This is a genomic window from Bradyrhizobium ottawaense (assembly GCF_900099825.1).
GTDB lineage: Bacteria > Pseudomonadota > Alphaproteobacteria > Rhizobiales > Xanthobacteraceae > Bradyrhizobium > Bradyrhizobium ottawaense_A.
Map to the genome: position 1 here is coordinate 3,070,137 of NZ_LT629693.1, position 24,925 is coordinate 3,095,061.

Annotated in this window: 24 protein-coding genes and 1 tRNA gene; 8 read left to right on the top strand and 17 right to left on the bottom strand. The window is 62.9% G+C overall.

Translation table 11 applies throughout. The annotated features are described in order from the left end of the window. Positions 1-20: 20 nt before the first annotated feature. The 10 genes from BLR13_RS14365 to BLR13_RS14410 form a co-directional block, all read right to left on the bottom strand. On the bottom strand, positions 21-524 hold the full coding sequence (locus BLR13_RS14365) for a UPF0262 family protein (protein WP_074822886.1): 504 nt from the start codon (positions 522-524) through the stop codon (positions 21-23). Beyond that, complete coding sequence (gene hisD / locus BLR13_RS14370) at positions 521-1,816, bottom strand: histidinol dehydrogenase (RefSeq protein ID WP_074822884.1); 1,296 nt, start codon at positions 1,814-1,816, stop codon at positions 521-523. Before hisD ends, BLR13_RS14365 begins: the two co-directional genes overlap by 4 nt. Before the next feature lie 198 nt (positions 1,817-2,014). Further along, positions 2,015-2,470 (bottom strand): DUF2948 family protein, encoded by a 456-nt coding sequence (locus tag BLR13_RS14375; RefSeq protein WP_074822882.1) that lies wholly within the window; start codon positions 2,468-2,470, stop codon positions 2,015-2,017. A 107-nt stretch (positions 2,471-2,577) separates the two neighbouring features. After that, positions 2,578-3,867 (bottom strand): UDP-N-acetylglucosamine 1-carboxyvinyltransferase, encoded by a 1,290-nt coding sequence (gene murA / locus BLR13_RS14380; RefSeq protein WP_074831523.1) that lies wholly within the window; start codon positions 3,865-3,867, stop codon positions 2,578-2,580. Positions 3,868-3,961: 94 nt separating this feature from the next. Further along, the gene (locus tag BLR13_RS14385; protein ID WP_074822880.1) at positions 3,962-4,621 is read right to left on the bottom strand and encodes an NAD(P)H-binding protein; all 660 of its coding nucleotides are present in this window, start codon (positions 4,619-4,621) and stop codon (positions 3,962-3,964) included. Further along, positions 4,618-5,442, bottom strand: a complete 825-nt coding sequence (locus BLR13_RS14390) for an alpha/beta fold hydrolase (protein ID WP_074822877.1) — start codon at positions 5,440-5,442, stop codon at positions 4,618-4,620. Before BLR13_RS14390 ends, BLR13_RS14385 begins: the two co-directional genes overlap by 4 nt. 101 nt (positions 5,443-5,543) lie before the next feature. Then, a complete protein-coding gene (locus tag BLR13_RS14395; RefSeq protein WP_074822874.1) occupies positions 5,544-6,044 on the bottom strand; it encodes a hypothetical protein in 501 nt (166 codons plus the stop codon). 181 nt (positions 6,045-6,225) lie between these two features. Continuing rightward, positions 6,226-6,537, bottom strand: coding sequence for a UBP-type zinc finger domain-containing protein (locus BLR13_RS14400; RefSeq protein ID WP_074822871.1), 312 nt, complete (start codon positions 6,535-6,537; stop codon positions 6,226-6,228). 4 nt (positions 6,538-6,541) lie between these two features. Further along, positions 6,542-6,850, bottom strand: coding sequence for an EthD family reductase (locus BLR13_RS14405; protein ID WP_074822869.1), 309 nt, complete (start codon positions 6,848-6,850; stop codon positions 6,542-6,544). A gap of 58 nt (positions 6,851-6,908) precedes the next feature. Continuing rightward, positions 6,909-8,618, bottom strand: coding sequence for an FAD-dependent oxidoreductase (locus BLR13_RS14410; protein WP_074822866.1), 1,710 nt, complete (start codon positions 8,616-8,618; stop codon positions 6,909-6,911). 618 nt (positions 8,619-9,236) lie between these two features. On the opposite strand from BLR13_RS14410, the gene BLR13_RS14420 reads away from it, so the two are divergent. Next, positions 9,237-9,311, top strand: a tRNA-Thr gene (locus BLR13_RS14420). On the opposite strand, the gene BLR13_RS42245 is transcribed toward BLR13_RS14420, so the two are convergent. The 4 genes from BLR13_RS42245 to BLR13_RS14440 all read right to left on the bottom strand — a co-directional run bounded on the left by BLR13_RS42245 (position 9,290) and on the right by BLR13_RS14440 (position 13,377). After that, positions 9,290-9,685 (bottom strand): helix-turn-helix domain-containing protein, encoded by a 396-nt coding sequence (locus tag BLR13_RS42245; RefSeq protein ID WP_083387702.1) that lies wholly within the window; start codon positions 9,683-9,685, stop codon positions 9,290-9,292. The two genes, BLR13_RS14420 and BLR13_RS42245, sit on opposite strands and share 22 nt — an antisense overlap. Further along, the gene (locus tag BLR13_RS14430; RefSeq protein ID WP_079587891.1) at positions 9,634-10,473 is read right to left on the bottom strand and encodes an SDR family NAD(P)-dependent oxidoreductase; all 840 of its coding nucleotides are present in this window, start codon (positions 10,471-10,473) and stop codon (positions 9,634-9,636) included. The genes BLR13_RS42245 and BLR13_RS14430 overlap by 52 nt, the downstream gene beginning before the upstream one ends. An 11-nt stretch (positions 10,474-10,484) precedes the next feature. Then, positions 10,485-12,500 carry an autotransporter domain-containing protein gene (locus tag BLR13_RS14435; RefSeq protein WP_244525178.1) on the bottom strand — a complete coding sequence of 672 codons (2,016 nt, stop codon included), beginning with the start codon at positions 12,498-12,500 and terminating at the stop codon, positions 10,485-10,487. A gap of 202 nt (positions 12,501-12,702) precedes the next feature. Further along, on the bottom strand, positions 12,703-13,377 hold the full coding sequence (locus BLR13_RS14440) for a TetR/AcrR family transcriptional regulator (RefSeq protein WP_074822864.1): 675 nt from the start codon (positions 13,375-13,377) through the stop codon (positions 12,703-12,705). A 397-nt stretch (positions 13,378-13,774) separates the two neighbouring features. On the opposite strand from BLR13_RS14440, the gene BLR13_RS14445 reads away from it, so the two are divergent. After that, the gene (locus BLR13_RS14445; protein ID WP_079586315.1) at positions 13,775-15,517 is read left to right on the top strand and encodes a tetratricopeptide repeat protein; all 1,743 of its coding nucleotides are present in this window, start codon (positions 13,775-13,777) and stop codon (positions 15,515-15,517) included. Positions 15,518-15,574: 57 nt separating this feature from the next. On the opposite strand, the gene BLR13_RS14450 is transcribed toward BLR13_RS14445, so the two are convergent. After that, the gene (locus BLR13_RS14450) at positions 15,575-16,072 is read right to left on the bottom strand and encodes a hypothetical protein (RefSeq protein ID WP_074822858.1); all 498 of its coding nucleotides are present in this window, start codon (positions 16,070-16,072) and stop codon (positions 15,575-15,577) included. A 304-nt stretch (positions 16,073-16,376) separates the two neighbouring features. On the opposite strand from BLR13_RS14450, the gene BLR13_RS14455 reads away from it, so the two are divergent. Both BLR13_RS14455 and BLR13_RS14460 read left to right on the top strand, forming a co-directional pair. Continuing rightward, on the top strand, positions 16,377-17,354 hold the full coding sequence (locus tag BLR13_RS14455) for a glycoside hydrolase family 16 protein (protein ID WP_074822855.1): 978 nt from the start codon (positions 16,377-16,379) through the stop codon (positions 17,352-17,354). Positions 17,355-17,367: 13 nt separating this feature from the next. Next, positions 17,368-18,837 (top strand): GH1 family beta-glucosidase, encoded by a 1,470-nt coding sequence (locus BLR13_RS14460; RefSeq protein ID WP_074822853.1) that lies wholly within the window; start codon positions 17,368-17,370, stop codon positions 18,835-18,837. An 18-nt stretch (positions 18,838-18,855) separates the two neighbouring features. Here the strand turns inward: BLR13_RS14460 and BLR13_RS14465 are convergent, their stop codons facing one another. Continuing rightward, positions 18,856-19,071: a hypothetical protein gene (locus tag BLR13_RS14465; RefSeq protein WP_074822851.1), complete on the bottom strand. Its 216-nt coding sequence runs from the start codon at positions 19,069-19,071 to the stop codon at positions 18,856-18,858. Between the two features lie 97 nt (positions 19,072-19,168). Between BLR13_RS14465 and BLR13_RS14470 the strand changes: the two genes are divergently transcribed. The 4 genes from BLR13_RS14470 to BLR13_RS14485 all read left to right on the top strand — a co-directional run bounded on the left by BLR13_RS14470 (position 19,169) and on the right by BLR13_RS14485 (position 24,021). Continuing rightward, complete coding sequence (locus tag BLR13_RS14470) at positions 19,169-19,489, top strand: helix-turn-helix domain-containing protein (RefSeq protein WP_074822847.1); 321 nt, start codon at positions 19,169-19,171, stop codon at positions 19,487-19,489. A 220-nt stretch (positions 19,490-19,709) separates the two neighbouring features. After that, positions 19,710-20,432 carry an outer membrane protein gene (locus tag BLR13_RS14475; RefSeq protein ID WP_074831517.1) on the top strand — a complete coding sequence of 241 codons (723 nt, stop codon included), beginning with the start codon at positions 19,710-19,712 and terminating at the stop codon, positions 20,430-20,432. A 225-nt stretch (positions 20,433-20,657) separates the two neighbouring features. After that, complete coding sequence (locus tag BLR13_RS14480) at positions 20,658-22,802, top strand: methyl-accepting chemotaxis protein (RefSeq protein WP_074822843.1); 2,145 nt, start codon at positions 20,658-20,660, stop codon at positions 22,800-22,802. A 157-nt stretch (positions 22,803-22,959) separates the two neighbouring features. Further along, the gene (locus tag BLR13_RS14485) at positions 22,960-24,021 is read left to right on the top strand and encodes an MBL fold metallo-hydrolase (protein WP_074822841.1); all 1,062 of its coding nucleotides are present in this window, start codon (positions 22,960-22,962) and stop codon (positions 24,019-24,021) included. A gap of 98 nt (positions 24,022-24,119) precedes the next feature. On the opposite strand, the gene BLR13_RS14490 is transcribed toward BLR13_RS14485, so the two are convergent. After that, positions 24,120-24,743, bottom strand: coding sequence for a class I SAM-dependent methyltransferase (locus BLR13_RS14490; RefSeq protein ID WP_074822838.1), 624 nt, complete (start codon positions 24,741-24,743; stop codon positions 24,120-24,122). Between the last annotated feature and the right edge of the window lie 182 nt (positions 24,744-24,925).

A 24,925-nucleotide genomic window follows, 5' to 3' on the forward strand; every position in this document is an offset into this window, starting at 1 on the left:
CCGTTTCACACTTTTCGGGGTCATGCGTCTTGCCCCTTCCAGTGCAGAACGCAGATCAGCGTGAACAGCCGCCGCGAGGTTTCGAAATCGATCCGCACCTTGCCCTTCAGCCGTTCCTGCAGCGTGCGCGAGCCTTCGTCATGGATGCCGCGGCGGCCCATGTCGATCGCCTCGATCTTGTCGGGCGTGGCGGTGCGGATCGCCTGGTAGTAGCTGTCGCAGATCATGAAGTAGTCCTTCACGATCCGCCGGAACGGCGTCAGCGACAACAGATGCGCCACTACCGGCGTGCCGTCCTCGCGGCGGATGTCGAACGCCAGCCGGTTGCCGGTGATGGCCAGATGCAAGGTGAACGGCCCGTCGGTCGCCCCCTCCGGCGCGAACAGATTCTGCTCGATCAGGTCGTAGATCGCGATCGCGCGCTCATGCTCGATATCGGGGCCGGAACGACCGATCGATTCCTCGTCGAGCGTCACCGCGACGATACGGTTCTGGGCGTCCTCGTCTGGTGGCGGTTTGGTCATGACAAATTGAGACGCAATCCGACGGAGCGTGAATGGGCGTCGAGACCTTCCGCCTTCCCCAAGGTCATCGCGGTGGGCCCCAGCGCGCGCAGCTGGTCGGGCCCGCATTTGAGAATCGAGGTGCGCTTCATGAAGTCTAGCACGCCGAGCCCCGACGAGAACCGGGCCGAACGCGCCGTCGGCAGCACGTGATTCGAGCCGCCGACATAATCGCCGATCGCCTCCGGCGTATGGGGCCCGAGGAAGATCGCGCCGGCGTTGCGGACTTTTGCCGACAGCGCTTCCGCGTCCGCGGTCATGATTTCCAGATGCTCGGCGGCGATGGCGTTGGCGAGCTCGACCGCCTGGTCGAGCATTTTCACCAGAATGATGGCGCCGAAATCGTTCCACGACGCCCGCGCGATCTCGGCGCGGGGCAGCGTAGCGAGCTGCGATTCCACCGCGCGCTCGACATCGGCGGCGAGGGCCGCGCTGTCGGTGATCAGGATCGACTGCGCGCTGGTGTCATGCTCGGCCTGCGCCAGCAGATCAGCCGCGATCCAGCCGGCATTGCCGGTCTCATCAGCGATCACGAGCACTTCGGAGGGACCGGCGATCATGTCGATGCCGACCTTGCCGAACACCTGCCGCTTGGCGGCAGCGACATAGGCATTGCCGGGACCGACGATTTTTGCGACCGGCGCAATCGTCGCGGTGCCATAGGCCAGCGCGGCGACGGCCTGGGCGCCGCCGACGCGGTAGATCTCGGAGACGCCGCCGAGGTGAGCGGCAGCCAGTACCAGCGGATTGAGCTTGCCGTCGGGCGACGGCACCACCATCACGACGCGGGGCACGCCGGCGACATTGGCAGGCACCGCGTTCATCAGCACCGAGGACGGATAGGCGGCGGTACCGCCGGGCACGTAGAGGCCGACCGCATCGATTGCGCTCCAGCGCCAGCCGAGTTCGACCCCGAGCGCATCAGTGAAGCGCTCGTCCTTCGGCAACTGGCGGCGGTGGAACACTTCGATCCGGGCTGCTGCGAATTTCAGCGCGTCGAGGGTTTTGGCGTCACAGGCCTTCACCGCGGCGTCAATCTCGGCCGCGGTCACGCGCAGGCCGGAGGCCGCGATCTCGAGCCGGTCAAACTTGCGCGTCGCCTCGATCAACGCGGCGTCGCCGCGGGCCGCCACGTCGTCGACGATGGCGCGGGTCGCCCGCTCGACATCGGCGGAGACTTCACGCTTGGCGGCGAGAAAGGACGCAAACCGCGCGTCAAAATCGGCGCTGTTTCTGTCGAGGCGAACGGGCATGGCGGCTTTCTGACGGGACTTTGGGTCCATGCTCAATGGCGCGGCGAATGGGGGTCGTCAACCCTTCACGTCGTCCCGGCCAAGCGAAGCGCGTAGGGTGGGCTAAGCGAAGCGAGCCCACCATAAGCGGTCCTCACGGGCGGTCGGAACGGTGGGCACGGCGCGAAGAGCGCCTTTGCCCACCCTGCGGCAGCAGGTTCACGCCCCCAACCCGGACGATTCCGCGTCCACGTCGCTGGTGCCGAGGTCGTCGTCGCCGAGGTCGGTCAGCTCGCATTCCAGGCATTCGATGTCCAGCCGCAGCACCCCGCCATGGTTGAACAGCAAAAGCGCGCTGCCGCCGGGGGGCTCAGTGGGGTGGAATTCGATCCCGACCAGTTCCAGCACCGCGTCCGGCGCCTCCAGGTCGATGTTGCGCGACTTGCAGGCCAGCACCCGGTCGAAACGAAGGGCGGCGATCAGCCGGCGCGGGGCGGTTCCCCCCGACAGGGTCTGCTCCCAGTCGAGCCTGGACATGCCGACCACCAGGCGTTTCTCGTCCTGCCGCCAGACGATGTCGGAGGCCTGCACGCGGGCGTCCTGCACATGGGCCGAGATCACCGAGAGATCGTCGGCGTCGAGCGCAACCAATCTGAGCTGTTCCGGCGCCTGCATCGCACCCCCACCCTTAAATTTGCGCGTATCCTGTTCGCAAAACCGGTCCCCATCCCGGATCAAGTCCGAGGACATGCTTTTGCGGGATACGCGCGCAAATTCTCGCGTCAGTCGCTGATGCGCTGGATCGACGCGCCGCAGGCCGACAGTTTTTCCTCCAGCCGCTCAAAACCGCGGTCGAGGTGATAGACCCGGTTGACCATGGTTTCGCCCTCGGCGGCAAGGCCGGCGATCACCAGCGACACCGAGGCGCGCAGATCGGTCGCCATCACAGGCGCGCCGCGCAGTTTTGCGGTGCCGTCGATGGTCGCGGTCTCGCCGTCGAGCGCGATCCTGGCGCCGAACCGCGCCAGTTCCTGCACATGCATGAAGCGATTCTCGAAGATCGTCTCGGTGATCTCCGAGGCGCCGCCGGCGCAGGCCATCAGCGCCATCAGTTGCGCCTGCAGGTCGGTGGGAAAGCCCGGAAACGGCGCGGTTGACACTTTTACGGGCCGGATGCCGGCGCCGTTGCGGCTGACACGAATGCCTTCAGGATTGACCGAGATCACCGCGCCGGCCTCGGTCAGCACGTCGAGCGCCGACTGCAACAGCTCGGGTCGCGCGCCGGCGAGTTGCACCTCGCCGCCGGTCATGGCGACCGCCATCGCATAGGTGCCGGCCTCGATCCGATCCGGCAGCACGGTGTGCCGCGCGCCGTGCAATTTTGCGACGCCCTCGATCGTGATCCGCGGCGTGCCGGCGCCTTCGATCCGTGCGCCCATCTTGTTGAGGCAATCGGCGACGTCGGCAATCTCAGGCTCGCAGGCGGCGTTGGTGATGACGGTCGTTCCCTTGGCGAGCGTCGCCGCCATCAGCGCAACGTGGGTGCCGCTGACCGTCACCTTCGGGAAATCGATCGCCGCCCCGCGCAAGCCGCCGGGGGCTTTCGCGACCACATAGCCGCCGTCGATGACGAGCTCGGCGCCGAGTTTTTCCAGCGCCATGATCAGGAGATCGACGGGCCGCGTGCCGATGGCGCAGCCGCCCGGCAGCGACACTTTCGCCTCGTGCATCCGCGCCAGTAGCGGCGCGATCACCCAGAAACTGGCGCGCATCCGCGACACCAGGTCGTACGGCGCCGTGGTGTCGATGATATTGGCCGCGGAAATATGCAGGGTCTGGCCCTGATATTCGCGGTCGCCGGGCCGCTTGCCGGCCGACATGATGTCGACGCCGTGATTGCCGAGAATGCGCTGCAACTGGGCGACGTCGGCAAGCCGCGGCACGTTGTCGAGAACCAGCGTCTCTTCCGTCAACAGGCCTGCGATCATCAGCGGCAGCGCCGCATTCTTCGCGCCCGAAATCGCAATGGTGCCGTTGAGCTTGCTGCCGCCGACAATACGAATGCGGTCCATGACCCAAAACCTTTTGCTATGCACAAACCAAGGAAGCTGCGAGGCCATGGCAAAAGCCGGAATATTTGCGGCTATTTGATGGGGGCGCGGCCATCTAAAACCCGTTGATGTCCTCGCTCTCCAGGATCGGCTTCGGATAGCCGTTGCGCGCCACGCTGATCATGGCGCGGCCGAGCTTTTCGCTCGTGGTCATGAACTGCGGCCGCGTGCGCGCCAGATACGACAACAGCGGCGCGGCCACGACATAGATCGCGTTGACCCATCCCGTTTTCGACCGCACGCCGTGCAGCGGCTGGATGCCGGCGGGGCGGAACATGTAGGCCGCCTTGAACGGCAGCTTGAGCAGATCGTTTTCGGTCTTGCCCTTGACGCGCGCCCAGCGCACCGGGCCTTGCTCTGTAGAATCGGTGCTGCGGCCGGTGACGTAGGTGAACACCATGTTCGGGTTGAGCCGCACCAGGGTCGTTGCCGCCGCCATGGTGAGGTCATAGGTCAGATGCCGGTAGCGCTCGGGATCCATGCCGACAGAGGAAACGCCGAGACAGAAGAAGCAGGCGTCGTATCCGGTGAGCTCGGATTCGATCGCGGAAAAATTCGTGAAATCGGCGTGCAGGACTTCTGTTAGCTTGGCATTCTGCAATCCGGTCGGGCTGCGCCCGACCACCAGCACGCGCTCGACGCCGGCATCGACCAGGCATTCGCGCAGCACGCCCTGCCCGACCATACCGGTGGCGCCGAACAAGATCACTTTCATGATCGGATGAACGCCAGCAGGTCGGCGTTGATGGTCGCGGCTTCCGTGGTCGGCATGCCGTGCGGAAAACCCTTGTAGGTCTTCAGCGTGCCGTTCTTCAGAAGTTTTGCCGACAACGGGCCTGAGTCCGCATAGGGCACGATCTGGTCGTCGTCGCCATGCATGACCAGCACCGGCACGTTGATCTTCTTCAGATCCTCGGTGAAGTCGGTCTGCGAGAACGCGACGATGCCGTCGTAATGCGCCTTCGCGCCGCCCATCATGCCCTGCCGCCACCAGTTCTGGATCACGGCCTCGGAAGGTTTGGCGCCGGGCCGGTTGTAGCCATAGAACGGCCCGGACGGCAGCTCGCGATAGAAGATCGAGCGATTGGCGGCAAGCGCCGCTTGCAGCCCGTCAAACACGTCCTTGGGCAGACCGCCGGGATTGGCCGCCGTCTTCACCATCAGCGGCGGCACCGCCGAGATGATGGCAGCCTTCGCGACGCGGCTCTCGCCGTGGCGGGCAATGTAATGCACCACCTCGCCGCCGCCGGTGGAATGCCCGACGTGAACCGCACCCTTGAGATCGAGATGCGCGGTCAGCGCCGCCAGATCGTCGGCGTAGTGATCCATGTCGTGGCCGTCGCCGGTCTGGGTCGAGCGGCCGTGGCCGCGGCGGTCATGGGCGATGACGCGAAAGCCGTTGTTCAGGAAGAACAGCATCTGCGTGTCCCAGTCGTCTGCCGACAGCGGCCAGCCGTGGCTGAACACGATCGGCTGACCCTTGCCCCAGTCCTTGTAGAAGATCTCGACGCCGTCTTTGGTGGTGATGGTAGGCATGGGGGACTCCTTTCAATTAGCTCGTCATTCCGGAGCGCTCACGAAGTGAGCGATCTCGAACTTCCGGGTTCGATGCTGCGCATCGCCCCGGAATGACAAAATCACGCCGGCCGGAATCGCCTGACGGCGCCGATGATCATCAGCACGAAGAACACCAGCACGATGCCCTGGACCACCGCGAACACCGGTCCCGACGGCGGGTTGCCCGGCGCGATCGCCGTCAACGCCGGAATCTTCAGGAAGCTCTGAATCACCAGCACGAAGGCGTTGAAGTACAGCGCCAGCAGCGCGGTGACCACGTAGATCCAGCGCCACGAGCCGGACAGCTTCGTGGCGTAAAGCGCGATGCAGGCGATCAGAAGAAGCACCAGCGAGAGAGCGCCGATGACGTGCGACGGCAGCAGCTTGTCGGACAGCAGCGGCGGAATCAGAAACCCGGTCGCACTGGTCAGGATGGTGAGCAGCAGGAAGATTGCGGTGAGGCCGCCCGGCCGCTTCGAGGAGAGCATGCTGAACATCACGATAATTCCGGCGACGATCGCGATCACGCTGATGATGGTGTGGATCTGAACGAACGTAGACAAGCTCACACCGAGTATCATGACGCGCCCCGTTTTTAGAACCTGTCGAAGGTTACGACGCAGGGGACGGAATTGCCAGACGCATTCCACGCGGTTCCGGCAATGCACGCATCCAGGTCAGCGCATGCGCACCAGCGAAAGTCGCTAGATGCATCAAATATTTGCAAGGCTGTCACAAATCGCGGCAGCAAACGACTAGTGCTTAATAGTAGCGCGGGATCGGACCATTGTGCGGCGTCTTTCGCTTCGACAGGTCGAGCACCACTTCGTCGACATAGCACCAGCCCCAGCCTTCCGGCGGATCGTAGCCTTCGATCACGGGATGGCCGGTGGCATGGAAATGCGCGGTCGCGTGCTTGTTGGGGGAATCGTCGCAGCAGCCGACGTGGCCGCAGGTGCGGCAGATCCGCAAATGCAGCCACGGGCTTCCGATTTTCAGACACTCTTCGCAGCCGAGCGCGCTCGGCGTGACGTCCCGGATGCCGGCGATATGCGTGCAGCCTTTGGACGTCATCGCGTCACACCTCGGTGGTTTCGAAGAAGTTCATCTCGACGCCGCCGGTTGCGAATTTCGGCACGTCGGCCGCGGTGACCTTGCCTTCGGGGCTGGCGAAAGCAGCTCCAATCGCCGCCATGCTGTCGAAAGTCAGGACTGCGATCAGGTACAGCGGCGACGGCCCGCCCGGGGTCGCAATCGGACCCTTGCTGACGGTGTATTTACGCAGGCCCGGAAGCTTCTTGGCGAGCGGAATGTGGGTGTCGACATAATATTTGTCGAAGGCGGCGGGATCGGTCGGGGTCTTGTAGAGCACAACGAGGTCGGCCAAGGCGCTTCTCCCTTTCGTTATCGAAGATCAGCCAATGCTGGAGCCACAGTACCTGGCACTATAGCGCCGGTTTCATGGCATCGGCCAGATAGCCGTGCAGGGCCGCCACCACCTGCGCGCCCTCGCCGATCGCGCCGCCGACGCGCTTGACCGATCCGGAGCGCACGTCGCCGACCGCGAATACACCGGGCACCGAGGTTTCCAGCGGCGGCACCGGGCGTCCGTGGTTCTGTTCCGACTGCGCGCCCGTCACCACGAAGCCGCCGCGGTCGAGCGTCACGCCGCAGCCCGCGAGCCAGCCGGTCGCCGGATCGGCGCCGACGAACAGAAAGAGATTGCGGATATCGAGGGTGTGCACATCATCCGGCGCAAAGCGGCTGCGCCAGCGCACCCGCTCAAGCGTGCCGTCTTCGCTGCCCTCGACCGCCACTACCTCGCTATTGAACATCAGTTCGATGTTCGGCGCGGCCTCGATGCGGTCGATCAGATAGCGCGACATGCTGGCCCCGAGCCCGCCGCCGCGGATCACCAGATAGACCTTGCGGGCGTGACCCGACAGGAACACCGCGGCCTGGCCTGCGGAATTGCCGCCGCCGACCAGCACGACGTCCTGATCCGCGCACAGCCGCCCCTCGATCGGCGAAGCCCAGTACCAGACGCCGCGGCCTTCGAAGGCATCGAGATTTTCGATTTCCGGCCGGCGATAGCGCGCACCGCTCGCGACCACGATCGAGCGCGCGCGCAGCTGCTGTCCGCATTCGGTCGCCAGCGCAAAGGCGCCGCTGTGGTTCGAACAATCGAGCGAGGTGACCGCAACCGGGATCATCATCTCGGCGCCGAATTTTTGTGCCTGGTTGAAGGCGCGGCCAGCCAGCGCCTGGCCGGAAATGCCGGTCGGAAATCCCAGATAGTTTTCGATTCTGGCGCTAGCGCCGGCCTGGCCGCCGAAGGCCCGCGCGTCTAACACGGCGACCGACAGTCCCTCGGAGGCCGCATAGACCGCGGTGGCCAGGCCGGCCGGGCCAGAGCCGACGACGGCGACGTCATAGAGCTTGTTCTGCGCATGGTTGCCGATCATGCCCATCGCCATCGCAAGCTCGGTCTCGGACGGATTGCGCAGCACGGTGCCGTCGGGACACACCACCAGCGGCAGATCGGCGCGCGAGGCCGCATAGCGCGCGACGAGGTCGGCGGCGTCCTTGTCGGCGGCGGGATCGATCAGATGATGCGGCTGGCCGTTGCGGGCGAGAAAATTCTGCAACCGCGCCATGTCGCCGAGCGACGCCGAACCGATCAGCACCGGGCCGCCGACGCCGCCCTGGATCAGGTTGACCCGGCGCAGGACCAGCGCCCGCATGATGCGCTCGCCGAGATCGGCTTCAGCGATCAGCAGCGCGCGCAACTTCTCCGGCGGAATCAACAACGTCTCGACGTCGCCCTCGGCATGGCCGTCGACCAGCGCGACGCGGCCGGAGAGTTGGCCGATTTCGGCCAGAAACTGCCCCGGCCCCTGATCGATCACCGGCGTGACGTGGCCGAGGCCGTCGCGCTGGGTGATCGCGACATGGCCTGACAGCACCACGAACATGCCGGGGCCCGGTTTGCCGGTCTCGAACAGCGCCTCGCCGTGCTTGAAGCTGCGCGGCTCGCCAAACCGGCGCATCCGCTCGATTTCGTGCGGCGTCAGCGTCGGAAACGTCTGCTCGTGACGCGGAAATACAAAAGAAGTCGTGCCGGTCGCCGGACCGGCCGTGGTGTCTGCACTCATTTAGCTACCCAAAAAGAAAATGGACCAAGCAGAGAACGTGCCGCGAGCCACCCGGCGAGCCAAAGGAAATCTCCAACGGCTACTGGCCCGGCGTTTCTCCGCCTGCGTCATCTAGGGTGGCATCGGCGGGTTCGGAAGGTGCGGTCCCGAGATCGTCACGGCCTCGGGCTTGCGACTTTCGCCGCTTGAGATTTTCGCGCAGCGCAGCCTTGAGGCGATCCCGTCGCGGATCCCTGACTTCCGCGCTCGCTTTTCCCTCAGGTTTGGCTTGGTTGTCCTTCATGCGGGCCTGTCGAAAACGCGTTTGATCGGAGCGGCCCGGCCGATGTGACCGGCCGGCGCCGCTGCCGGCTGACCATAATGGGTTTCTGCGGCCGGCGGTACCATCGCCGGCACCGGCAAAGGCCCGATCCGCGGCACGATTCGGGCGCCCACGGCCCGCAACCGCGCCGATTGCGCCGACAGGGAACCGGATCGCCCCTGCCATGGGTGGCTCACGCCATTTTTTGCCCATTTTGGGCCATTCCAGGCCCCGCCGCGTGCTTGCGCCTGAGGGGTCCTTGTGGCAAGAACCGCCCGCCTGTGGGGGCCTTTAGGGCCGATTCCCGATACCGGCATGCTGCCGTAGCTCAGTGGTAGAGCACTCCATTGGTAATGGAGAGGTCGACAGTTCAATCCTGTCTGGCAGCACCAGTCTTTCCCTCGTGAAAGCCCTTTAAGATCAGCACTATTTCACGTCTGTGCCTGATCGCCGGTTTCGCCCGGAACCGACCGGGAAAGCACGTGTCAACTGGCACAACAGCTCGCTTTTTGTCCCCGCATGTTTCGCCGAGAAAAAAATGGGTTCGCGCCCGACGCCCCACGCTCGATTGCGCGAGGTGAATCTGCTCGGCCGCACGAGTGATATTTCGACTTCGCACAACCGCGAGGAACGTCCTGAGTAATCCTGGCGGCGCCCTAGCCGTTCTTGTGGTGTGGAGGTCAGCGCCATCGCCTCCGGCCAATCGAACATTTATCAGTGCATCAACCTCCCGCCTGCAACGTCGATCGTGGCGCCGGTGATCCATGAGGCACTTTCTGAGGCAAGAAAGAGTGCGGCGGCCGCAACGTCAGCCGGAGTTCCAAGCCTGGAAATCGGGTGCAGGGCGGCAATCTGCGATCTTTTCTCTTCAGGCATATGCAAAGCCGTGCGTTCGGTGAGAATAGCGGAAGGCGAGAGGCAGTTGGCGCGAATATTGAAGCCGCCAACCTCCCGTGCCACATGGCGGGTCAACATGATCACGCCGGCCTTTGCAGCAGCGTAAGCCGAGGAAGCTGGTGAGGGAGCGCGGCCAGCGGTCGACGCCATCGTCAGAATAGAACCCGACCGCCTCACCTTCATGCCGGGAAGGAATGTCTTCAGCGTCAGAAACGTCGCGGTAAGATTGTGATCGATACCAGACCGCCAATCGCTCTCGGAGGTCATTTCGACTGGCGCGGGCATGGCAGTACCGCCGCCTGCGAACGCGACAAGAATGTCTATTGGCCCCAAGCGTTTTTCTGCATCACTCCGCGCACGCTCCAGCGATTCTGCGTTCGTGCATTCCGCCGGGATCGCGGCCGCTTCGGCGCCTGCCCCCCTCAATTCAACCACGATCTGGTCCAGCGCATTTTGGTTACGTCCGCTGACGGCAACCTTGACGCCATTTTCTGCCAACCAGCGACAGGTCTCCGCGCCAATGCCACCAGATCCACCGGTAACGAACGCTATCTTTCCCTTCAGATCGGGGTATGTCGGCTTGCTCAAAGGCTGTCTCCATTTCTTGAAAGGTACGCATCGATAGACAACGACGAATCGCGAACCGATGCTGGTCATGCTGAAGCGCTTCAAAACGCGATTTTGAGTGCTGCCTGGCCTCCGTGGTCGTCGCCGCCCCGGCGGCCGAAGGTGCTGTTTGCGAACACCTGAACCGACATCCGCGAATTTATCGCGCCTGATACGCCGCCTGCGGCGCGCCCATAGACGTCGTGGGAGTTGCCGTCGTGGATATTCAAAGTATTGACGATGATCGGAGCGGAAGTCGCGCCGTATTGGATAAGCCGGCTATCTCCCAAAACGTCGCTCTCGGCGGTCAAATTGATGAACGGCCCCAATCCGAACGCAGGCAACGTGCCGGGAAAGCGGAATTGCGCACCAGCGCTGACAACGAGCGCTTCCTTGGTCTGCTTGCCTACGCTGAGCGTCAACGCGGCGTCGCCGCTCTCGGTGTAGTTATCGACCCGGGTGCGCCCATAAATCAGTCCGGCGATCGGTCCGGCGCGAACCCCGGAGAAATCGAATAGCTTGCCGACCTTGCCGCCGACGGCGAGGGTGCTGCCGTCCGGGCTCGATGAGATTGGGTCGAATACTCCCGGCCGGATGTTGTGATAATTCTGGAAGCCGACGATGCCGATGCCTTGCGCGAAGAAGTTGGCACTGGTCCAGCCGCCGTAGAAGCCAAATTGATAGGAGTCGGTATCAGTTTTGGTTCGTCCGTCACCCAGCACAATCGTTGGTTTGGAATAGTTGAACGCCGCGCCGACAATTGCATTGGGGCTCAGTTTATATTCCGCGCCGACCGAACCGCCGAAGGATGTGAATTTGTAACCCGACGCCGTCGTGGTGCTCTGCTGTTCGCCGCCGCTGCCATCGACCGAAATGTAGACCGAGAGAGGAGAGCCAACTGGTGGCTGCGCAGGCGGAGCCTTGGCGAGGTGCGGCGGGTAGTACGCCATCGCCTGCTGGAAACCGCCGCTTTGGACGGTGCCGCCAAACATGTCGAGGCGGCCGAACAACGATTGGGCGAATGTCATCTCGGCGATCGCGCCGGTTTCCGCCTGCGGCCCAAACGTCATTGGCGCGTTCAGTCGGTTGATGATGTACTCGCCGATTACCGCGAAGCCATGCGACGTGAGGTGAGTGCTGTCTATGTAAAAGAGGTATTTGGATTGCTCTGCGCTGTTGCCGTAGCACGCCATCGTACATGCCCCAGCGCTGGCAAACCCGTATATTGCCGGGTTCGATCGGATTTTGTTCAGGATAAGGCTCGTGTCCAAATACTCGACACGAACGCCGCTGGCCGCGACGGAGGATAGGCCCGATTGTATGATCGAGTTGGCGGTCCGGTTGAATGCCGAGGCGATCGCAGCATGCACCGGATCAGCCGTAGCCAGGGGAAACGTGCCGGTATCCAGCGCAGTGAATACGATGTTGCGAGCCCCAGCGGCCACCAACGCGTTGATCCCGACCAACGTTTGGTTGGCGGCATAACCCGCTGCCGCAGGCGCGCCGGCCATCGTTCCGCCGATCCCGCTCGGGAAAAAGCCTCCCGGCGGCGACGCATATTGCAGCGCGTCGTTTGCGGTAACATTCAGAAGGACCAGATCGGTGGAGGCAATTCGCAGGCCCCCCGAACCAGCGAAAAGTCCCCATTGTTGCGCAAACCCCGGCTGGCCCGGTTGTGCATTGGTATTGTCGGTCTTCGCACCGCCATAGGCAAAGTTCAATTGATTTGCTTGCGAGATGCCCAACAGAGTCGAAACCGTATCGACATAGTTGGTCCCGCCGCTGAAGCGTCCGGTCGAATAGAGACCAACATAGTAGGCCAGATAAGCAAACTTGACGGGATCCGACTTGTACAGGTCGATGAGCGGTTTGATGGCGTTCCCGGTATCGGGAAAGCTGTCGCCGAACGCCACCGTCCTCGTGAATGCAGTCTGAGCTTTGGCGGACTCAAGACAAGACGCGACCGATGCCACCAAAAATACGGCGATAGGCGCTCCGCAAATGCGCAGTGTAGTGATTTTACCCCGAGCCATGATTTCCCCGACGCTGTTTGTTGACGTTTCAAACGGCGGGATCATGATATTTACTAGACAATATGTCTATCTAAATATTTTAGAATAATTGCTGTAAAAATTTGCATAATTTGGATACGAAAAGGTATTCTAATACAATATGTCTATCCAATATTGGGCGGAGAAGCGCGCCCGCCACGCGGGTTCGCGCGGCTGCGCATCGGCCCGCCGCGAGGCGACGAGTTGCGGCGTTGATTGAAAGATCGACCTACCTTCTTGGCCGAGGATCGGCCAAAACCGAGGAGTCTTCATCGTTTCGAAGCGGCTTTGACTTGGCGAGGCAGAGCGACCGGATAACTGCTTCGACCAGTTCGAGCATTAACGCTTCCACCTCGGCCTCCGAGCGTTCGGTCGCTATCAATTGACCAACAAATTCGTAGCTCGTCATTCCGTGAAGCGTATCGATCAGATCGTCGGCGCGATCGAGCGTCAGTTTCTGAGCAAGGCGGCCAACAATGACGGCGATGCCGCGGCGGCGGCGCTCCGATCGAGCCGTCAATCGCGCTGCCGCTTCGTCATCGGCCAATTCACGCGAGAGCCGCGGCCAAACTTCTCTCTGCGCGATCCAAAACCTGACAAAAACGGAGGTAATTTTTTTCAGCGCCTCCACAGGGTCTGGCTCTGTGAAGGCTTCAGGCAAAACACCCAACCCCCCTTCGTTGGCGATCGTGTCGAAGACAGCTTCGAGCAGACTCCCCCGGTTCTCGAACTGCAAATAGACCGTTGCGCGCGCCACGCCCGCCTTTTTTGCCACCGCGTCCATCGAAAACGGCGTCCGATTACCGCGTTCGCTCAAGATCTTCCGAGCTGCCGCAATCAATTGAGCGCGGGTATTTTCGGCTTCCGCCGTCCTACCGCTGTTGTCGTAGATCCGCTTAGCCATATGCGACGTCGTTCATCGTCAAACCTTCGAGTTGGGACAAACCGCCCGCGGCGATGTCTCGGTTGCGATCTTCGACGATTCTGGCGGCCAACCAAATATATAGCACACCTCGCCACGGGCGCAGTGGATCCGGTCATTCTGAGCCGCAATAGCCCACCGCGAAGCCGCTAATTCCCTGAATTCAACTCCACTTTCGGCGGAAATTGGACTGGTCGCCATGTCGCCGCTGTCGCGACTGAGCCCATGGCACCGTTTGAGAAGCCAGTAGCCTGGCACCCATCAAGTCACGCGCCCTCAGCGGGCGTTTCAGTCAGCGACTTTTTCCGGCCGATTGTGAACCAGACCAATAGATGCCGATACCATATCCCAGGACAGCAATTTCGCTCCGGGAGACTGCATGAGCCGCACGACATGGAGATTCTGGAGCGCTCTTGCTGCGGCCATGACGCTCCTGAGTTACGCCGCTGCCGCCGAGCCGTGCTACGATCTGCAAAACCCCGACGCCAGGATCGCTGCCTGTACGCAGGACATCAATTCGGGGAAACGGACGGGACCTGAGCAGGCGGTCAACTACAGCAATCGAGGCGTCGCCTATCGCCAAAAGGGCGACAACGAGCGCGGCATCGCCGACTTCAATGAGGCGATCCGGCTCGATCCCACCTTCGCCGCGTCCTTCCACAACCGGGGTCTCGCCTATCGCGACAAGGGCGATCCCGACCGCGCCGTCGCCGACTACGACGAGGCGATCCGGCTCGGTCTCAAGGACGGCAGTATCTTCAATAGCCGGGGGATCGCCTACTTCGACAAGGGCGATATCGACCACGCCGTCGCCGACTTCAGTGAAGCGATCCGGCTCGATCCCAAGGACGCCACGACCTTCAGCAATCGAGGCGCCGCTTACCACGAGAAGGGCGACAACGACCGCGCCATCGCCGACTACAGCGAGGCGATCCGGCTCGATCCCAAAAGCGCCGCGACCTTCTTCAAGCGAGGCAAAGCCTACGGCGACAAGGGCGACAACGACCATGCCATCGCCGACTACAGTGCGGCGATCAGGTTCGATCCCAGGGACGCCAAGGCTTTCTTCAATCGAGGTAGCGCCTACAGCGACAAGGGTGACAGCGACCGCGCCATCGCCGACTATAGCGAGGCGATCCGGCTCGATCCCAAAGACGCCACGGCCTTCAACAATCGAGGTATCGCCTATGGCGACAAGGGCGACAACGACCGTGCCATCGCCGACATCACCGAGGCGATCCGGCTCGATCCCAAATACGCCAATGCCTTCAACAATCGAGGTCGCGTCTATAACGACAAGGGCGACTACGACCGCGCCATCGCCGACTACAATGAGGCGACCCGGCTCGATCCCAAATTCGCCGTGGCCTTCAGCAATCGAGGTAGCGCCTATAGCGACAAGGGCGACAACGAACGCGCCATCGCGGACTACAGCGAGGCGATCCGGATCGATCCCAAACACGTCAAGGCCTTCTACAATCGAGGTATCGCCTATCTCGAAACGGGCGACAACGACCGCGCCATTGCCGATTACAACGAGGCGATCCGGCTCGATCCAAAATCCACCAGGGCCTTCGTCGGTCGTGGGACCGCTTACCAGGGCAAGGGCGACAATGACCGTGCCATTGCCGACTACAATGAGGCGGTCCGGCTCAATCCGAAATCCGCTTCGGCCTACTTTGCTCGCGGGCGTTCATACATCTTTGCCGGCTCGATCGAAAAGGCACTGGCCGATCTTAACCAGGCAAGTGCGCAGGCACCAAAAAATGCCTATATCGCACTGTGGGCCGATATCGTCGGCCAGCGTAACCATCTCCCGAGCCGTCTGGCGCAAACCAGCTCCCGGATCGACATGGCCGTCTGGCCGGCGCCTGTCATCAGACTGTTCATGGACCAGATGACGCCTGCGGCCGTACTTGCCGCCGCCGACGATCCGGACGCCACCAAGAAGATCGGCCAGGTCTGCGAGGCGAATTTCTACAGTGGTGAGCTTTCGCTGACCAAGGGGTTGAAGGACGAAGCAACCCGCCTGTTCCGCCTGGCGGCAAGCGATTGCCCGCACAGTTTCAACGAGTGGGATGCCGCCAATGCGGAACTGAAGGCGCTTGGCGTAATTCCATGAGCAGGTTTCGCTCAGGCCACCCGATTAGCACGCCGGTAGACCGAATACTTACACCGGCTACGCCGCCTTGGATGAAAGTGCAGCTCGGCCTGACGGGCCGGTGTCGGGCGCTGAAGCGTTCCGCGCTTCGATGGCCTTGACCGAATTTTCAAACGCCCGTTCCAGGACACGCCTGCCAATGGTTCCGAGCACGAAACCGAGTATTCGCCCCTTCAGGTTTTTGCCCTCGCGAACGACGACAACATCAATGTCCGTCATGCCGTCGGCTCGCCGCGCAAAGCTGTAGGTGTGACCCGAGCTGCCTCCCCACACATTGGAATCGACCGTGGCGAGAACGACGCGGCCGGGATCCGACCAGTCGTAGTGCAAACGCTCCCAGACGCCGCCGGAACCTTCCGTGACATCGGCCTGCGAGCCGCCCCGATGATGCACCTTGAGGTACGCGTCAGCGCTGTTGCCAAACAGTTTCGAGCGCCCCGGTCCGAAATCCGTGAGCCCCGCGATGTATTGTTCGGCGGTCAAAGTGGTTCGCTGGTGAAGATGAATAATGGACATCTGCGTCGCTCCTGACTAGCGCGTTTGCCTTGGTGGTGATGCGCTCCCACTCAGCTAGTCCGGTCGTTTCCCGGATCAATAAAATGACGAACATCATTTAATCACGTTGCCGCGAGCCGACCTGGGGTGATCGGCCGGGTCTGAAGCGACCGAACCGTCGCCGGAAGCTCGTTTTGGATCGTTTTGCGACGTTTTTCCGTTCAACGATTTGATTTCGTCCAGCGCGATCGTGCGCTAGGTTCTGAAATCACGATGCGATAAGACGTCGGATGACGAGCCCGCCGTTTACGTGGGGGACCTTGCATTGACACCGCGCGTATTGGCCCTGGTCACCTGCCTCTTCGCCACCACCCCGGCTTTCGCGCAAGCCGATCTCGCCGGCGCGCCGGAAAAGCTCGCGTTGCAGGTCGCGACCGCGCCGCTCGGCGACACTTGCCGTCGTGTCGAAAGCACGGATCCCGCAGCGCTGGCGCAGGTTTCGCTGCACCGGACGTTTCACGACGATTTCGACACCCATCCGCTGTCCGATGACCGCTGGATCCCGCACTACGCCGGCGGCGCCGCCTGGCCGGAAGCGCGATATTGGGGCGGCGAGGGCTCCGACTTCCGACGCAAGGACAGCTGGAACGGCGAACAGCAGATCTATGTCGATCCGCGCTACGGCGGACGCGAAACCACGCCGCTGGGACTCGACCCGTTCAGGGTTCGCGACGGCATTCTCTCGATCGTCGCCAGCCGCACACCCGCGGCCCTCAAGCCGGTGCTGTTCAACAATGAATATGTGTCGGGCCTCCTGACGACCCAGAGCCGTTTTTCGCAAAAGCACGGCTATTTCGAAATCCGCTCGAAAATACCGGCAGGCATCGGGGTGTGGCCGGCGTTCTGGCTGCTCGCCGATGACGGCGGTTGGCCGCCGGAGATCGACGTGCTGGAAGGCCGCGGGCCGAAGTCGAACAACCTGGTGATGACGACGCATTGGCGAATACCGGAGACCCAGCGCGTCGAGCACTGCGGGTTCGACTTCGCGGTCGCGGACACGTCGCGCGCTTTCCACGATTACGGTGTGCTGTGGCAGCCGGACCGCATCACCTATTTCATCGACCGCAAGCCGGTATCAGAGATCAAGACCCCGGTCGGTTTCGACGATCCCATGTACATGATCGTCAACTTGGCGATGGGTTCGAACCATTTTCCCGGCGTGGGTTTCGTCGACAGCGAGTCGCCTGTTACGGTCGCGTTCGAGATCGACAGGATTTCCGCCTACCAGATCGACGAACGCTGACCGGAGAAAAGCGATGTTCGGAAAATTCTCGCGCCGGCAGTTCGGCAAATTCGCGGGCCTTTCCGCGCTCGGAGCAGCGACCGCGGCGAACGCAGCGCAGGGCGAGCCAGCGCCGGCGGTGGACCGGCATGCGCCCGCGAGCTTCCCGAAGGACTTCCTGTGGGGCACCGCGACGTCGGCCTATCAGATCGAGGGCGCCGTCAACGAGGACGGCCGCGGCCGCTCGATCTGGGACACCTTTGCGCACACGCCGGGCACAATCGCAGATCACACCACCGCCGACCGCGCCAACGATCACTATCACCGCTACAAGGAAGACGTCGGCCTGATCAAAGCGCTTGGCGTCAAGGCCTATCGATTCTCGATCGCCTGGCCGCGGATATTTCCCGACGGCACCGGCGCGCCCAATCCGAAGGGGCTCGACTTCTACAATCGCCTGATCGACGAACTGCTGGCCAAGGGCATCGAGCCGTACGCGACGCTGTATCACTGGGACCTGCCGCAGGCGCTCGAGGACCGGGTCGGCGGCTGGCGCTCCAGCGACACCTCAAAGGCGTTCGCCGATTATGCGGGCTATGTGGCGGAACGCGTCAGCGATCGCGTCAAGAACATCTTCACGCTCAACGAAGCCGGACGTTTCCTCAACTTCGGCTACGGATGGGGCATCGACGCGCCCGGCCTCAAGCTGCCCACCGGCGAGTTGAACCAGGCGCGGCACCACGTCGCGCTGGGGCATGGCCTTGCGGTGCAGGCGATCCGCGCCCACGCGCGCCCCGGTACCAAGGTGGGCCCGGCCGAGAATATCGCGGCCTGCGTGCCGGTCTTCGACACGCCGGAAAACGTCCGCGCCGCCGAAATGGCGACGCGCGAACTGAACGCAGGCCTGCTCGGCGTCATGCTCGAGGGCAAATACGCCGACGGCTTCCTCGCATATTCCGGCAAGGACGCCCCGAAATTCACGCCTGAGGAACTGAAGATCATCGGCGCCAAAAACGATTTTGTCGGCCTCAACATCTACGCGCCGCAATTCTACATTGCCGCGTCCGACCAGAAGCCCGGCTGGAAGGTGCTGCCGTTCCCGGCCTCGTTCCCGCACATGAATTCGGAGTGGCTGCGGGTGGGCCCGGAAGTCATCTATTGGGCGCCGCGGTTGGCCGCAAAAATCTGGAACCTCGACACCATCTACATCAGCGAGAACGGCACCTCGTCGGAGGACAAGATCGCGGCCGACGGCCAGGTCTACGATCTCGATCGCATCATGTTCCTGCGAAATTATCTGCGGCAATTGCAGCGCGCGACCGCCGAAGGCGTACCGGTTCGCGGCTATTTCCTGTGGAGCCTGATGGACAATTTCGAATGGATCTTCGGTTTCGAAAAGCGCTTCGGGCTCTACCACGTCGATTTCGAGACGCAGAAGCGGACCGCAAAACTCAGCGCGGCGTTTTACCGCGAGGTGGTAGTGCGAAATGCGATCGGCGCCTGAGCAGAAGTCATCATCAAGTCAGTCGTTGGCTGCGAATTGAGCGATCGACCGCGTTTTAACATCGGTCGCCACAGTGGTGGCGGGTTCCTGCGCCAGTTTCCGCGATGATTCGTGACTGACAAAGACGCCTGCGGCCGTGACCATCAGCACAACGTAAAGAGCGAACATACCGCCGACCCGTCGCCAGTAGATCCGGCCATCGTCGGGCGTCAGACTTTGGATGAGCGAGCGCATGGTTGCCTCCTCAAGGAGCGAATGCGTCGCGTATAGCTCGCCCCCCGCGCGGCGTGTGTGACGCAGTTCACAGAGACCTTTCGAAAACGGAGAACCCGTGACCGGCCCGGAATTGAAGAAACTGCGCGAACATCTCGGTGAGGCCATCGGCCGGAATCTGACGGTAGCCGACATGGCCAAACTCTGCGGGCTGCCGGAACAGGACGGCGCCAGCACGATCCGGAAATGGGAGGTTTCAGGTCCGAGCGGGCCGGTGGCCGAGTTGTTGCGGATCCTGGCGATGGCGAGCGACCATTATCCGATCCTCGAAATGTTCAACGTGTTCGACCGCCACGACGTCGCGGTAAAGGACCGCCCCGCCCGCCGGCAGGCCTTCCGCGAGCAGATGCTGAGCGATGTGCTGCGGCGGATTGGTTAAGCGAAGCTTGCCGCACGGGCCGTTGGGGCTTCGAAAATTAAGCCTTTCTTCAGCTTTGATTAGGCCCCTGTTAAGTACAAAAAACGTTTACCTGCCAATGGGTTGGGTTGCCATCCACTGTGTCCGACGAGTGACAGCATTTTATTCAAAAGCTGTCTAACTGCCGGCCATGGACGACGCCCGCACGCGGTGTCTCCCAACCATTTCGGAGACCAAGATCATGAAGAAGTTCCTGCTCGCCACCGTCGCCCTCGCAGCGTTCGCCGCGCCTGCCCTCGGCGCCGATCTCGGCGCCCGCCCCTATTACAACAAGTCAGCGCCGGTCTACGCCGCGCCGCTGTACAACTGGACCGGCTTCTACATCGGCGGCCACATCGGCGGCGCCTTCGCCGGCAGTAACAATCTCAACGGCCTGGTGCTGAGCGATTACAGCACCCGCTTCCTTGGCGGTTTGCAGGCCGGCGCCGACTACCAGTTCGCACCGAACTGGGTTCTCGGTGTCGAAGGCCAGTACAGCTGGCTCGGCGGCAACTACATCAACGCAAGCTTCCCGGGCGGCGCCATCTACAACAACAACCAGCGCGGCCTCGGCTCGATCACCGGCCGCGTCGGCTACACCTGGGGTCCGGGCCTGGTCTATGTCAAAGGCGGCTACGCCTATTCCGACAACCGCGACACCCTGACCTTCCTGGGCGCCAACGTGCCCTTCACGCTCGATAAGAACCACAGCAACGGCTACACCGTCGGCGCCGGCGTCGAATACATGTTCGCGCCGAACTGGTCGGCCAAGGCCGAGTACATGTACTACGACTTCGGCAGCACCCGCTTCGTGACGCCTGGCGTGCTGGCGCCGTTCGGCAGCTGGCGCAACGACGAGCATACGCTGAAAGTCGGCGTCAACTACCGCTTCAACCTCGGCGGCCCGGTGGCCGCACGCTACTGATCGCCCTCAGCGGGAAGTTGCACCAGAGACTACGAAAGGCCGGCTTCATGCCGGCCTTTTTGCTGTCGCATCCCATTTTCGGTTTCGCGGAAACCCGTCAAACCAAACGTTAACGGCGGAAAAAATCGCAGGCAGGCCCGTGGTTTTCCCGAGTTGTTAACCGGGTACCTCGATACTGCCGCGCGAGGAAACATCCCAAGGTAGCGTAGACGGGGCGGCGGACACATGGCGTTTCGGTTCAGAACGAGCAAATTCAAACTCAAGGGTTTCAGCTTTCCGCGGTTCGGCGTCAGGGGCAGTCTTTTCGTCGCCTTCGCCGTCATCGCCGGCATGGCGATCGTCATCAGCGCCGGCGCGGGCCTGGTGCTCGGACGTCTCGGCGGGACCATGGTCGACCTGAGCGGACGCGACATCCCCCGCCTCGCCGCCAGCCTGCAGCTCTCGGCGCAGAGCGCGAGCCTGGCCAGCCAGGGGCCGGCGCTTCTGGCCGCGCGCAGCGAAGAGGCGCTGAACGAACGCTCCAAGAAGATGAAGGAAACCCAGACGCTGGCGCTGCAGAAGCTCGGCGAGATCATCGAGCTCGGCGCCGACAAGAACGTCGTCGCGGCGCTCAACGAAACCGTCAAGAACATCGACGACATGATCAAGAGCCTGGGCTCGGCTGCGCGCGAACGGCTCGACGTCGCCGCCCTGCATGACAAGCAATATGCCGCCTTGCGCAAGGCGCAGGCCGATTTCGTCACCGCCTCGGCGCCGGCGATGATGGACGCGCAGGCCCGGATCAACGCGGTCCTGGGAGCCGCCAACCTGTCGACCGACGATGCCAGCGAGGCGGCGCGCAACGTCGAACTGCTCGGCAACGTCATTGCCAGCACCAACCTGATGGCGTCGGACATGACGGCGGCGCTGTCGGCCAACAACAGCGACACGCTGGAAGCGATCGAAAAGGAATTCAAGGAGACGCAGGGCCGCGTCAAATCCAACCTCGAAATCCTGCCCAAGAACGCCAGCACCAAGGCGCTGAGCGAGGCGGCGCTGAAACTGCTGTCGCTCGGCGAGGGCAAGACCCGCGTCTTCAAGATCCGCCAGCTGGAACTCGACTCCACCGACTACGGCGAGACCATTCTGGAGGAAACCCGCAAGCTCAATGTCGGCCTCGGCATCAGCGTGCAGCAACTGGTCGACGGCGTCCGCAAGGAAACCGACACCTCGACCTGGCAGGCGCGCCAGGAGATTTCACTGGCGACCATGGTCATGCTCGGGCTCGGCGTGCTGACGCTGATAGGCTCGATCCTGTTCGTCTGGCTCTATGTCGGCCGCAGCATCCTGCGCCGGATCCGCAGCCTGCAGCGTTCAATGCAGCAGCTGTCGAGCGGCGACCTCGAATCCGAGATCTACCAGAGCCACCAGACGGACGAGATCGCGGCGATGGCCGACTCGCTCTTGGTGTTCCGCGACAGTATGATCCAGAGCCGCGCGCTCTCGGCCGACCAGGACAAGGACCGCATCGCCAAGTCCGAACGCGCCACCCGCATGGAAGCGCGCATCGTCGAGTTCGAAACCACCGTTCGCTCAGCACTCGACAGCCTGCAGTCCGCAGCGGGCTCGATGCAGACCACCGCGCAAAGCATGTCGACGACCGCGGACCAGTCCAGCGCACTGGTCAACGCGGTGGCCTCCGCCGCCGAGGAAACCTCGGTCAACGTCCAGACCGTGTCGTCGGGCACCGAACAACTGTCGTCTTCGATCGAGGAAATCGGCCGTCAGGTCGTCACCTCGGCGGAAATCGCCCGCAAGGCGGTCGAGGAAGCAGGCCAGACCGACGCCACCATGCAGGGGCTCGCCGAAAACGCCGGCCGGATCAGCGTGGTGGTCGATCTGATCCAGACCATCGCCTCGCAGACCAACCTCCTGGCGCTGAACGCCACCATCGAAGCCGCCCGCGCCGGTGAAGCCGGCCGCGGATTTGCCGTGGTCGCTTCCGAAGTGAAGAGCCTCGCCAACCAGACCGCGAAGGCCACCGACGAAATCCGCCAGCAGATCGGCAGCATGCAGACGGTGACGACGTCGGCGGTGTCGGCGATCCGCAGCATCTCCTCTACCATCAGCGAGATCAACGACGTCACCACCGCGATCGCGGCCGCGGTCGAGGAGCAGGGTGCGGCGACGCGCGAGATCGCGCGCAACATCCAGCACGCCGCCGGCGGCACCAGCGAGGTCTCCAGCAACATCGTCGGCGTCTCCTCAGCCTCGACCGAAGCCGGAACCGCCGCCAACGAGGTTCTGACCGCCTCCAGCGCGCTGCGCCGCGAGGCCGAGGTGCTGCGTGAGGAAATCGACGCGTTCCTGTCGAATATCAGGGCGGCGTAAGCGAATTCGTCGTTCCGGGATGGTGCGCCAGCACCAGACCCGGAATGACGGCTCAAATCGAGAGGGGCCGGGCCCCCACGCAACCCATGCCCAATATCCAAACCGCCCCCCGCTTTTTCATCTAGCGCCCCGCCGTAGGTGCGGCTAAGCCGTAGCCATGGATACAAAAACAGACACGGTTCAGTCCTCGGCCGAGGCACTGCGATACCCCTGGGAAAATCATCCCGGCCACGATCAGGTCGTCGAGGTCATGCCCGGCGTATTGTGGGTCCGGCTGAAGCTGCCGTTCCGGCTCAACCACGTGAACATCTATCTGCTCGCCGACGGCGACGGCTGGGCGATGGTCGATTCCGGGTTCGGCAATGAGGAAACCATCGCGGCCTGGACCACGCTGTTCGAGGGCCCGCTGCGGCATGTGAAGCTGACGCGGCTGATCGTGACCCATTCGCATCCCGATCACGTCGGCCTCGCCGGCTGGATCGTCGAGCGCTTCAACTGCCCGCTGCAGATGTCGCAGGTCGAATATCTGCAGTCGGTCTACCACCAGAACCGCGGCACCGAAGAACGCAAGCTGGCGCAGCGGCTGTTCTTCCGCCGCCACGGCATGGACGAGAACCTGACCGACAAGCTGCTCGGCCGCGGCCAGGATTACCTGAAGCGGGTTTCGGTGCTGCCGCCGGCCTATCGCCGCATCTCGCATGGCGACGAGATTTCGATCGGGACGCGGCGCTTCAAGGTCATCACCGGCGGCGGCCACGCCCTCGACCAGGTGATGTTGTATTGCGCCGCCGACAAGCTGTTCCTGTCCGCCGACCAGGTGCTGAGCAAGATCTCGCCCAATGTCAGCGTCTGGGCGGTCGAGCCCGACCAGAATTCGCTCGGCGAATATCTGGCCTCCTTGGCGAGCCTGACCACGACACTGCCCTACGACGTCATGGTGCTGCCCGGCCACGGCGTGCCGTTTTACGGCCTGAAGACGCGCATCAAGCAGTTGGCCGACCACCACGAGGATCGTTGCCGGCTGATCGCGGAAGCCTGCCGTGTCGTTCCGCAAACCTCGCGGCAACTGGTGCCGGTCGTGTTCCACAAATACGAACTCGACGTGCACCAGATGGGCTTTGCCGCCGGCGAACTGATCGCGCATGTCAATTACATGCTCAACGAAGGCCGCCTGACCTCGGAAGTGACCGACGGCGTGCTGCGGTTCCGGACCACCTAGAGCCTTTTCCGTTCCGATGGAATCGGAACGGGGCTCTAGATTTTTGATTTGACGCGTTTTCTTGACGCGAACCGGTTTCCACTTCGCTGGAAAACGCTCTACTCCTCGCGGCGAAACGCGCTGAACTGGAACACCTGCCGCGAACCCCAGGGCGTCGCGTGCTCGTGGCGCCGCGTCTGCAGCAGCCTGAACTCACGACCGAGCGCGCGTCCGAGGCTTTCGGCATCATAGCGCACCACCGGCAACCCGCTGCACCGTTCGGGGCCGTCAGGCGCGAAGGTGGCGATGACGGCATGCCCGCCGGGCTTCAAGCCGCGCTTGAGGCAGGCGACATAGGCGGCGCGGTCATTCGCATCGGTGAGAAAATGAAATGCCGCCCGGTCGTGCCAGAGGTCGTAGGTCGCCGGCGGCTGCCAGGCCGTTACATCAGCGACGATCCATCGGGCCTTCGCGGCCTGCGTGCCCAGTCGAGCCTTGGCCGCCTCCAGCGCTGCAGCGGACAGGTCGAGCACGGTGACGTCGTGAAATCCCTTCGCGAGCAGTTGATCCACCAGCCGTGAGGCCCCGCCGCCGATGTCGACGATGGCCGAGGCCTCAGTGGCGCCAACCAGCGCAATGGCTTGAAGCGACGGCGCCGGATTCTCCTGAAACCAGCTGACCTCGTTCTCCGCCTTTTTGGCGTAGACGTCTTCCCAATGGGCTTGCCGGCTTTCACGCTCCAATGCGGCCTCCCGCGATTGTTCGGCCGCATTTCCGGCCGGTCGAAAAGTGATCGTAGCACCTGACGCGCTTGTGCGCGCAGCCCGCAACATGCCGGGACAGTAAATCGCGCCTAGCACATTGATCGGGATCAAGTTTTGCTCCGCGCTCGGAGCAACCCTCCTGTCCTCCGGTACATTACCGA

What these genes read in the sequence shown, in the direction of transcription:
- BLR13_RS14365 (WP_074822886.1), bottom strand. Translation starts at nt 524, where the DNA reads ATGACCAAACCGCCACCAGACGAGGACGCCCAGAACCGTATCGTCGCG.
- hisD (WP_074822884.1), bottom strand. Translation starts at nt 1,816, where the DNA reads ATGCCCGTTCGCCTCGACAGAAACAGCGCCGATTTTGACGCGCGGTTT.
- BLR13_RS14375 (WP_074822882.1), bottom strand. Translation starts at nt 2,470, where the DNA reads ATGCAGGCGCCGGAACAGCTCAGATTGGTTGCGCTCGACGCCGACGAT.
- murA (WP_074831523.1), bottom strand. Translation starts at nt 3,867, where the DNA reads ATGGACCGCATTCGTATTGTCGGCGGCAGCAAGCTCAACGGCACCATT.
- BLR13_RS14385 (WP_074822880.1), bottom strand. Translation starts at nt 4,621, where the DNA reads ATGAAAGTGATCTTGTTCGGCGCCACCGGTATGGTCGGGCAGGGCGTG.
- BLR13_RS14390 (WP_074822877.1), bottom strand. Translation starts at nt 5,442, where the DNA reads ATGCCTACCATCACCACCAAAGACGGCGTCGAGATCTTCTACAAGGAC.
- BLR13_RS14395 (WP_074822874.1), bottom strand. Translation starts at nt 6,044, where the DNA reads ATGATACTCGGTGTGAGCTTGTCTACGTTCGTTCAGATCCACACCATC.
- BLR13_RS14400 (WP_074822871.1), bottom strand. Translation starts at nt 6,537, where the DNA reads ATGACGTCCAAAGGCTGCACGCATATCGCCGGCATCCGGGACGTCACG.
- BLR13_RS14410 (WP_074822866.1), bottom strand. Translation starts at nt 8,618, where the DNA reads ATGAGTGCAGACACCACGGCCGGTCCGGCGACCGGCACGACTTCTTTT.
- BLR13_RS42245 (WP_083387702.1), bottom strand. Translation starts at nt 9,685, where the DNA reads ATGGATCACCGGCGCCACGATCGACGTTGCAGGCGGGAGGTTGATGCA.
- BLR13_RS14430 (WP_079587891.1), bottom strand. Translation starts at nt 10,473, where the DNA reads ATGACCAGCATCGGTTCGCGATTCGTCGTTGTCTATCGATGCGTACCT.
- BLR13_RS14435 (WP_244525178.1), bottom strand. Translation starts at nt 12,500, where the DNA reads ATGATCCCGCCGTTTGAAACGTCAACAAACAGCGTCGGGGAAATCATG.
- BLR13_RS14440 (WP_074822864.1), bottom strand. Translation starts at nt 13,377, where the DNA reads ATGGCTAAGCGGATCTACGACAACAGCGGTAGGACGGCGGAAGCCGAA.
- BLR13_RS14445 (WP_079586315.1), top strand. Translation starts at nt 13,775, where the DNA reads ATGAGCCGCACGACATGGAGATTCTGGAGCGCTCTTGCTGCGGCCATG.
- BLR13_RS14450 (WP_074822858.1), bottom strand. Translation starts at nt 16,072, where the DNA reads ATGTCCATTATTCATCTTCACCAGCGAACCACTTTGACCGCCGAACAA.
- BLR13_RS14460 (WP_074822853.1), top strand. Translation starts at nt 17,368, where the DNA reads ATGTTCGGAAAATTCTCGCGCCGGCAGTTCGGCAAATTCGCGGGCCTT.
- BLR13_RS14465 (WP_074822851.1), bottom strand. Translation starts at nt 19,071, where the DNA reads ATGCGCTCGCTCATCCAAAGTCTGACGCCCGACGATGGCCGGATCTAC.
- BLR13_RS14475 (WP_074831517.1), top strand. Translation starts at nt 19,710, where the DNA reads ATGAAGAAGTTCCTGCTCGCCACCGTCGCCCTCGCAGCGTTCGCCGCG.
- BLR13_RS14480 (WP_074822843.1), top strand. Translation starts at nt 20,658, where the DNA reads ATGGCGTTTCGGTTCAGAACGAGCAAATTCAAACTCAAGGGTTTCAGC.
- BLR13_RS14485 (WP_074822841.1), top strand. Translation starts at nt 22,960, where the DNA reads ATGGATACAAAAACAGACACGGTTCAGTCCTCGGCCGAGGCACTGCGA.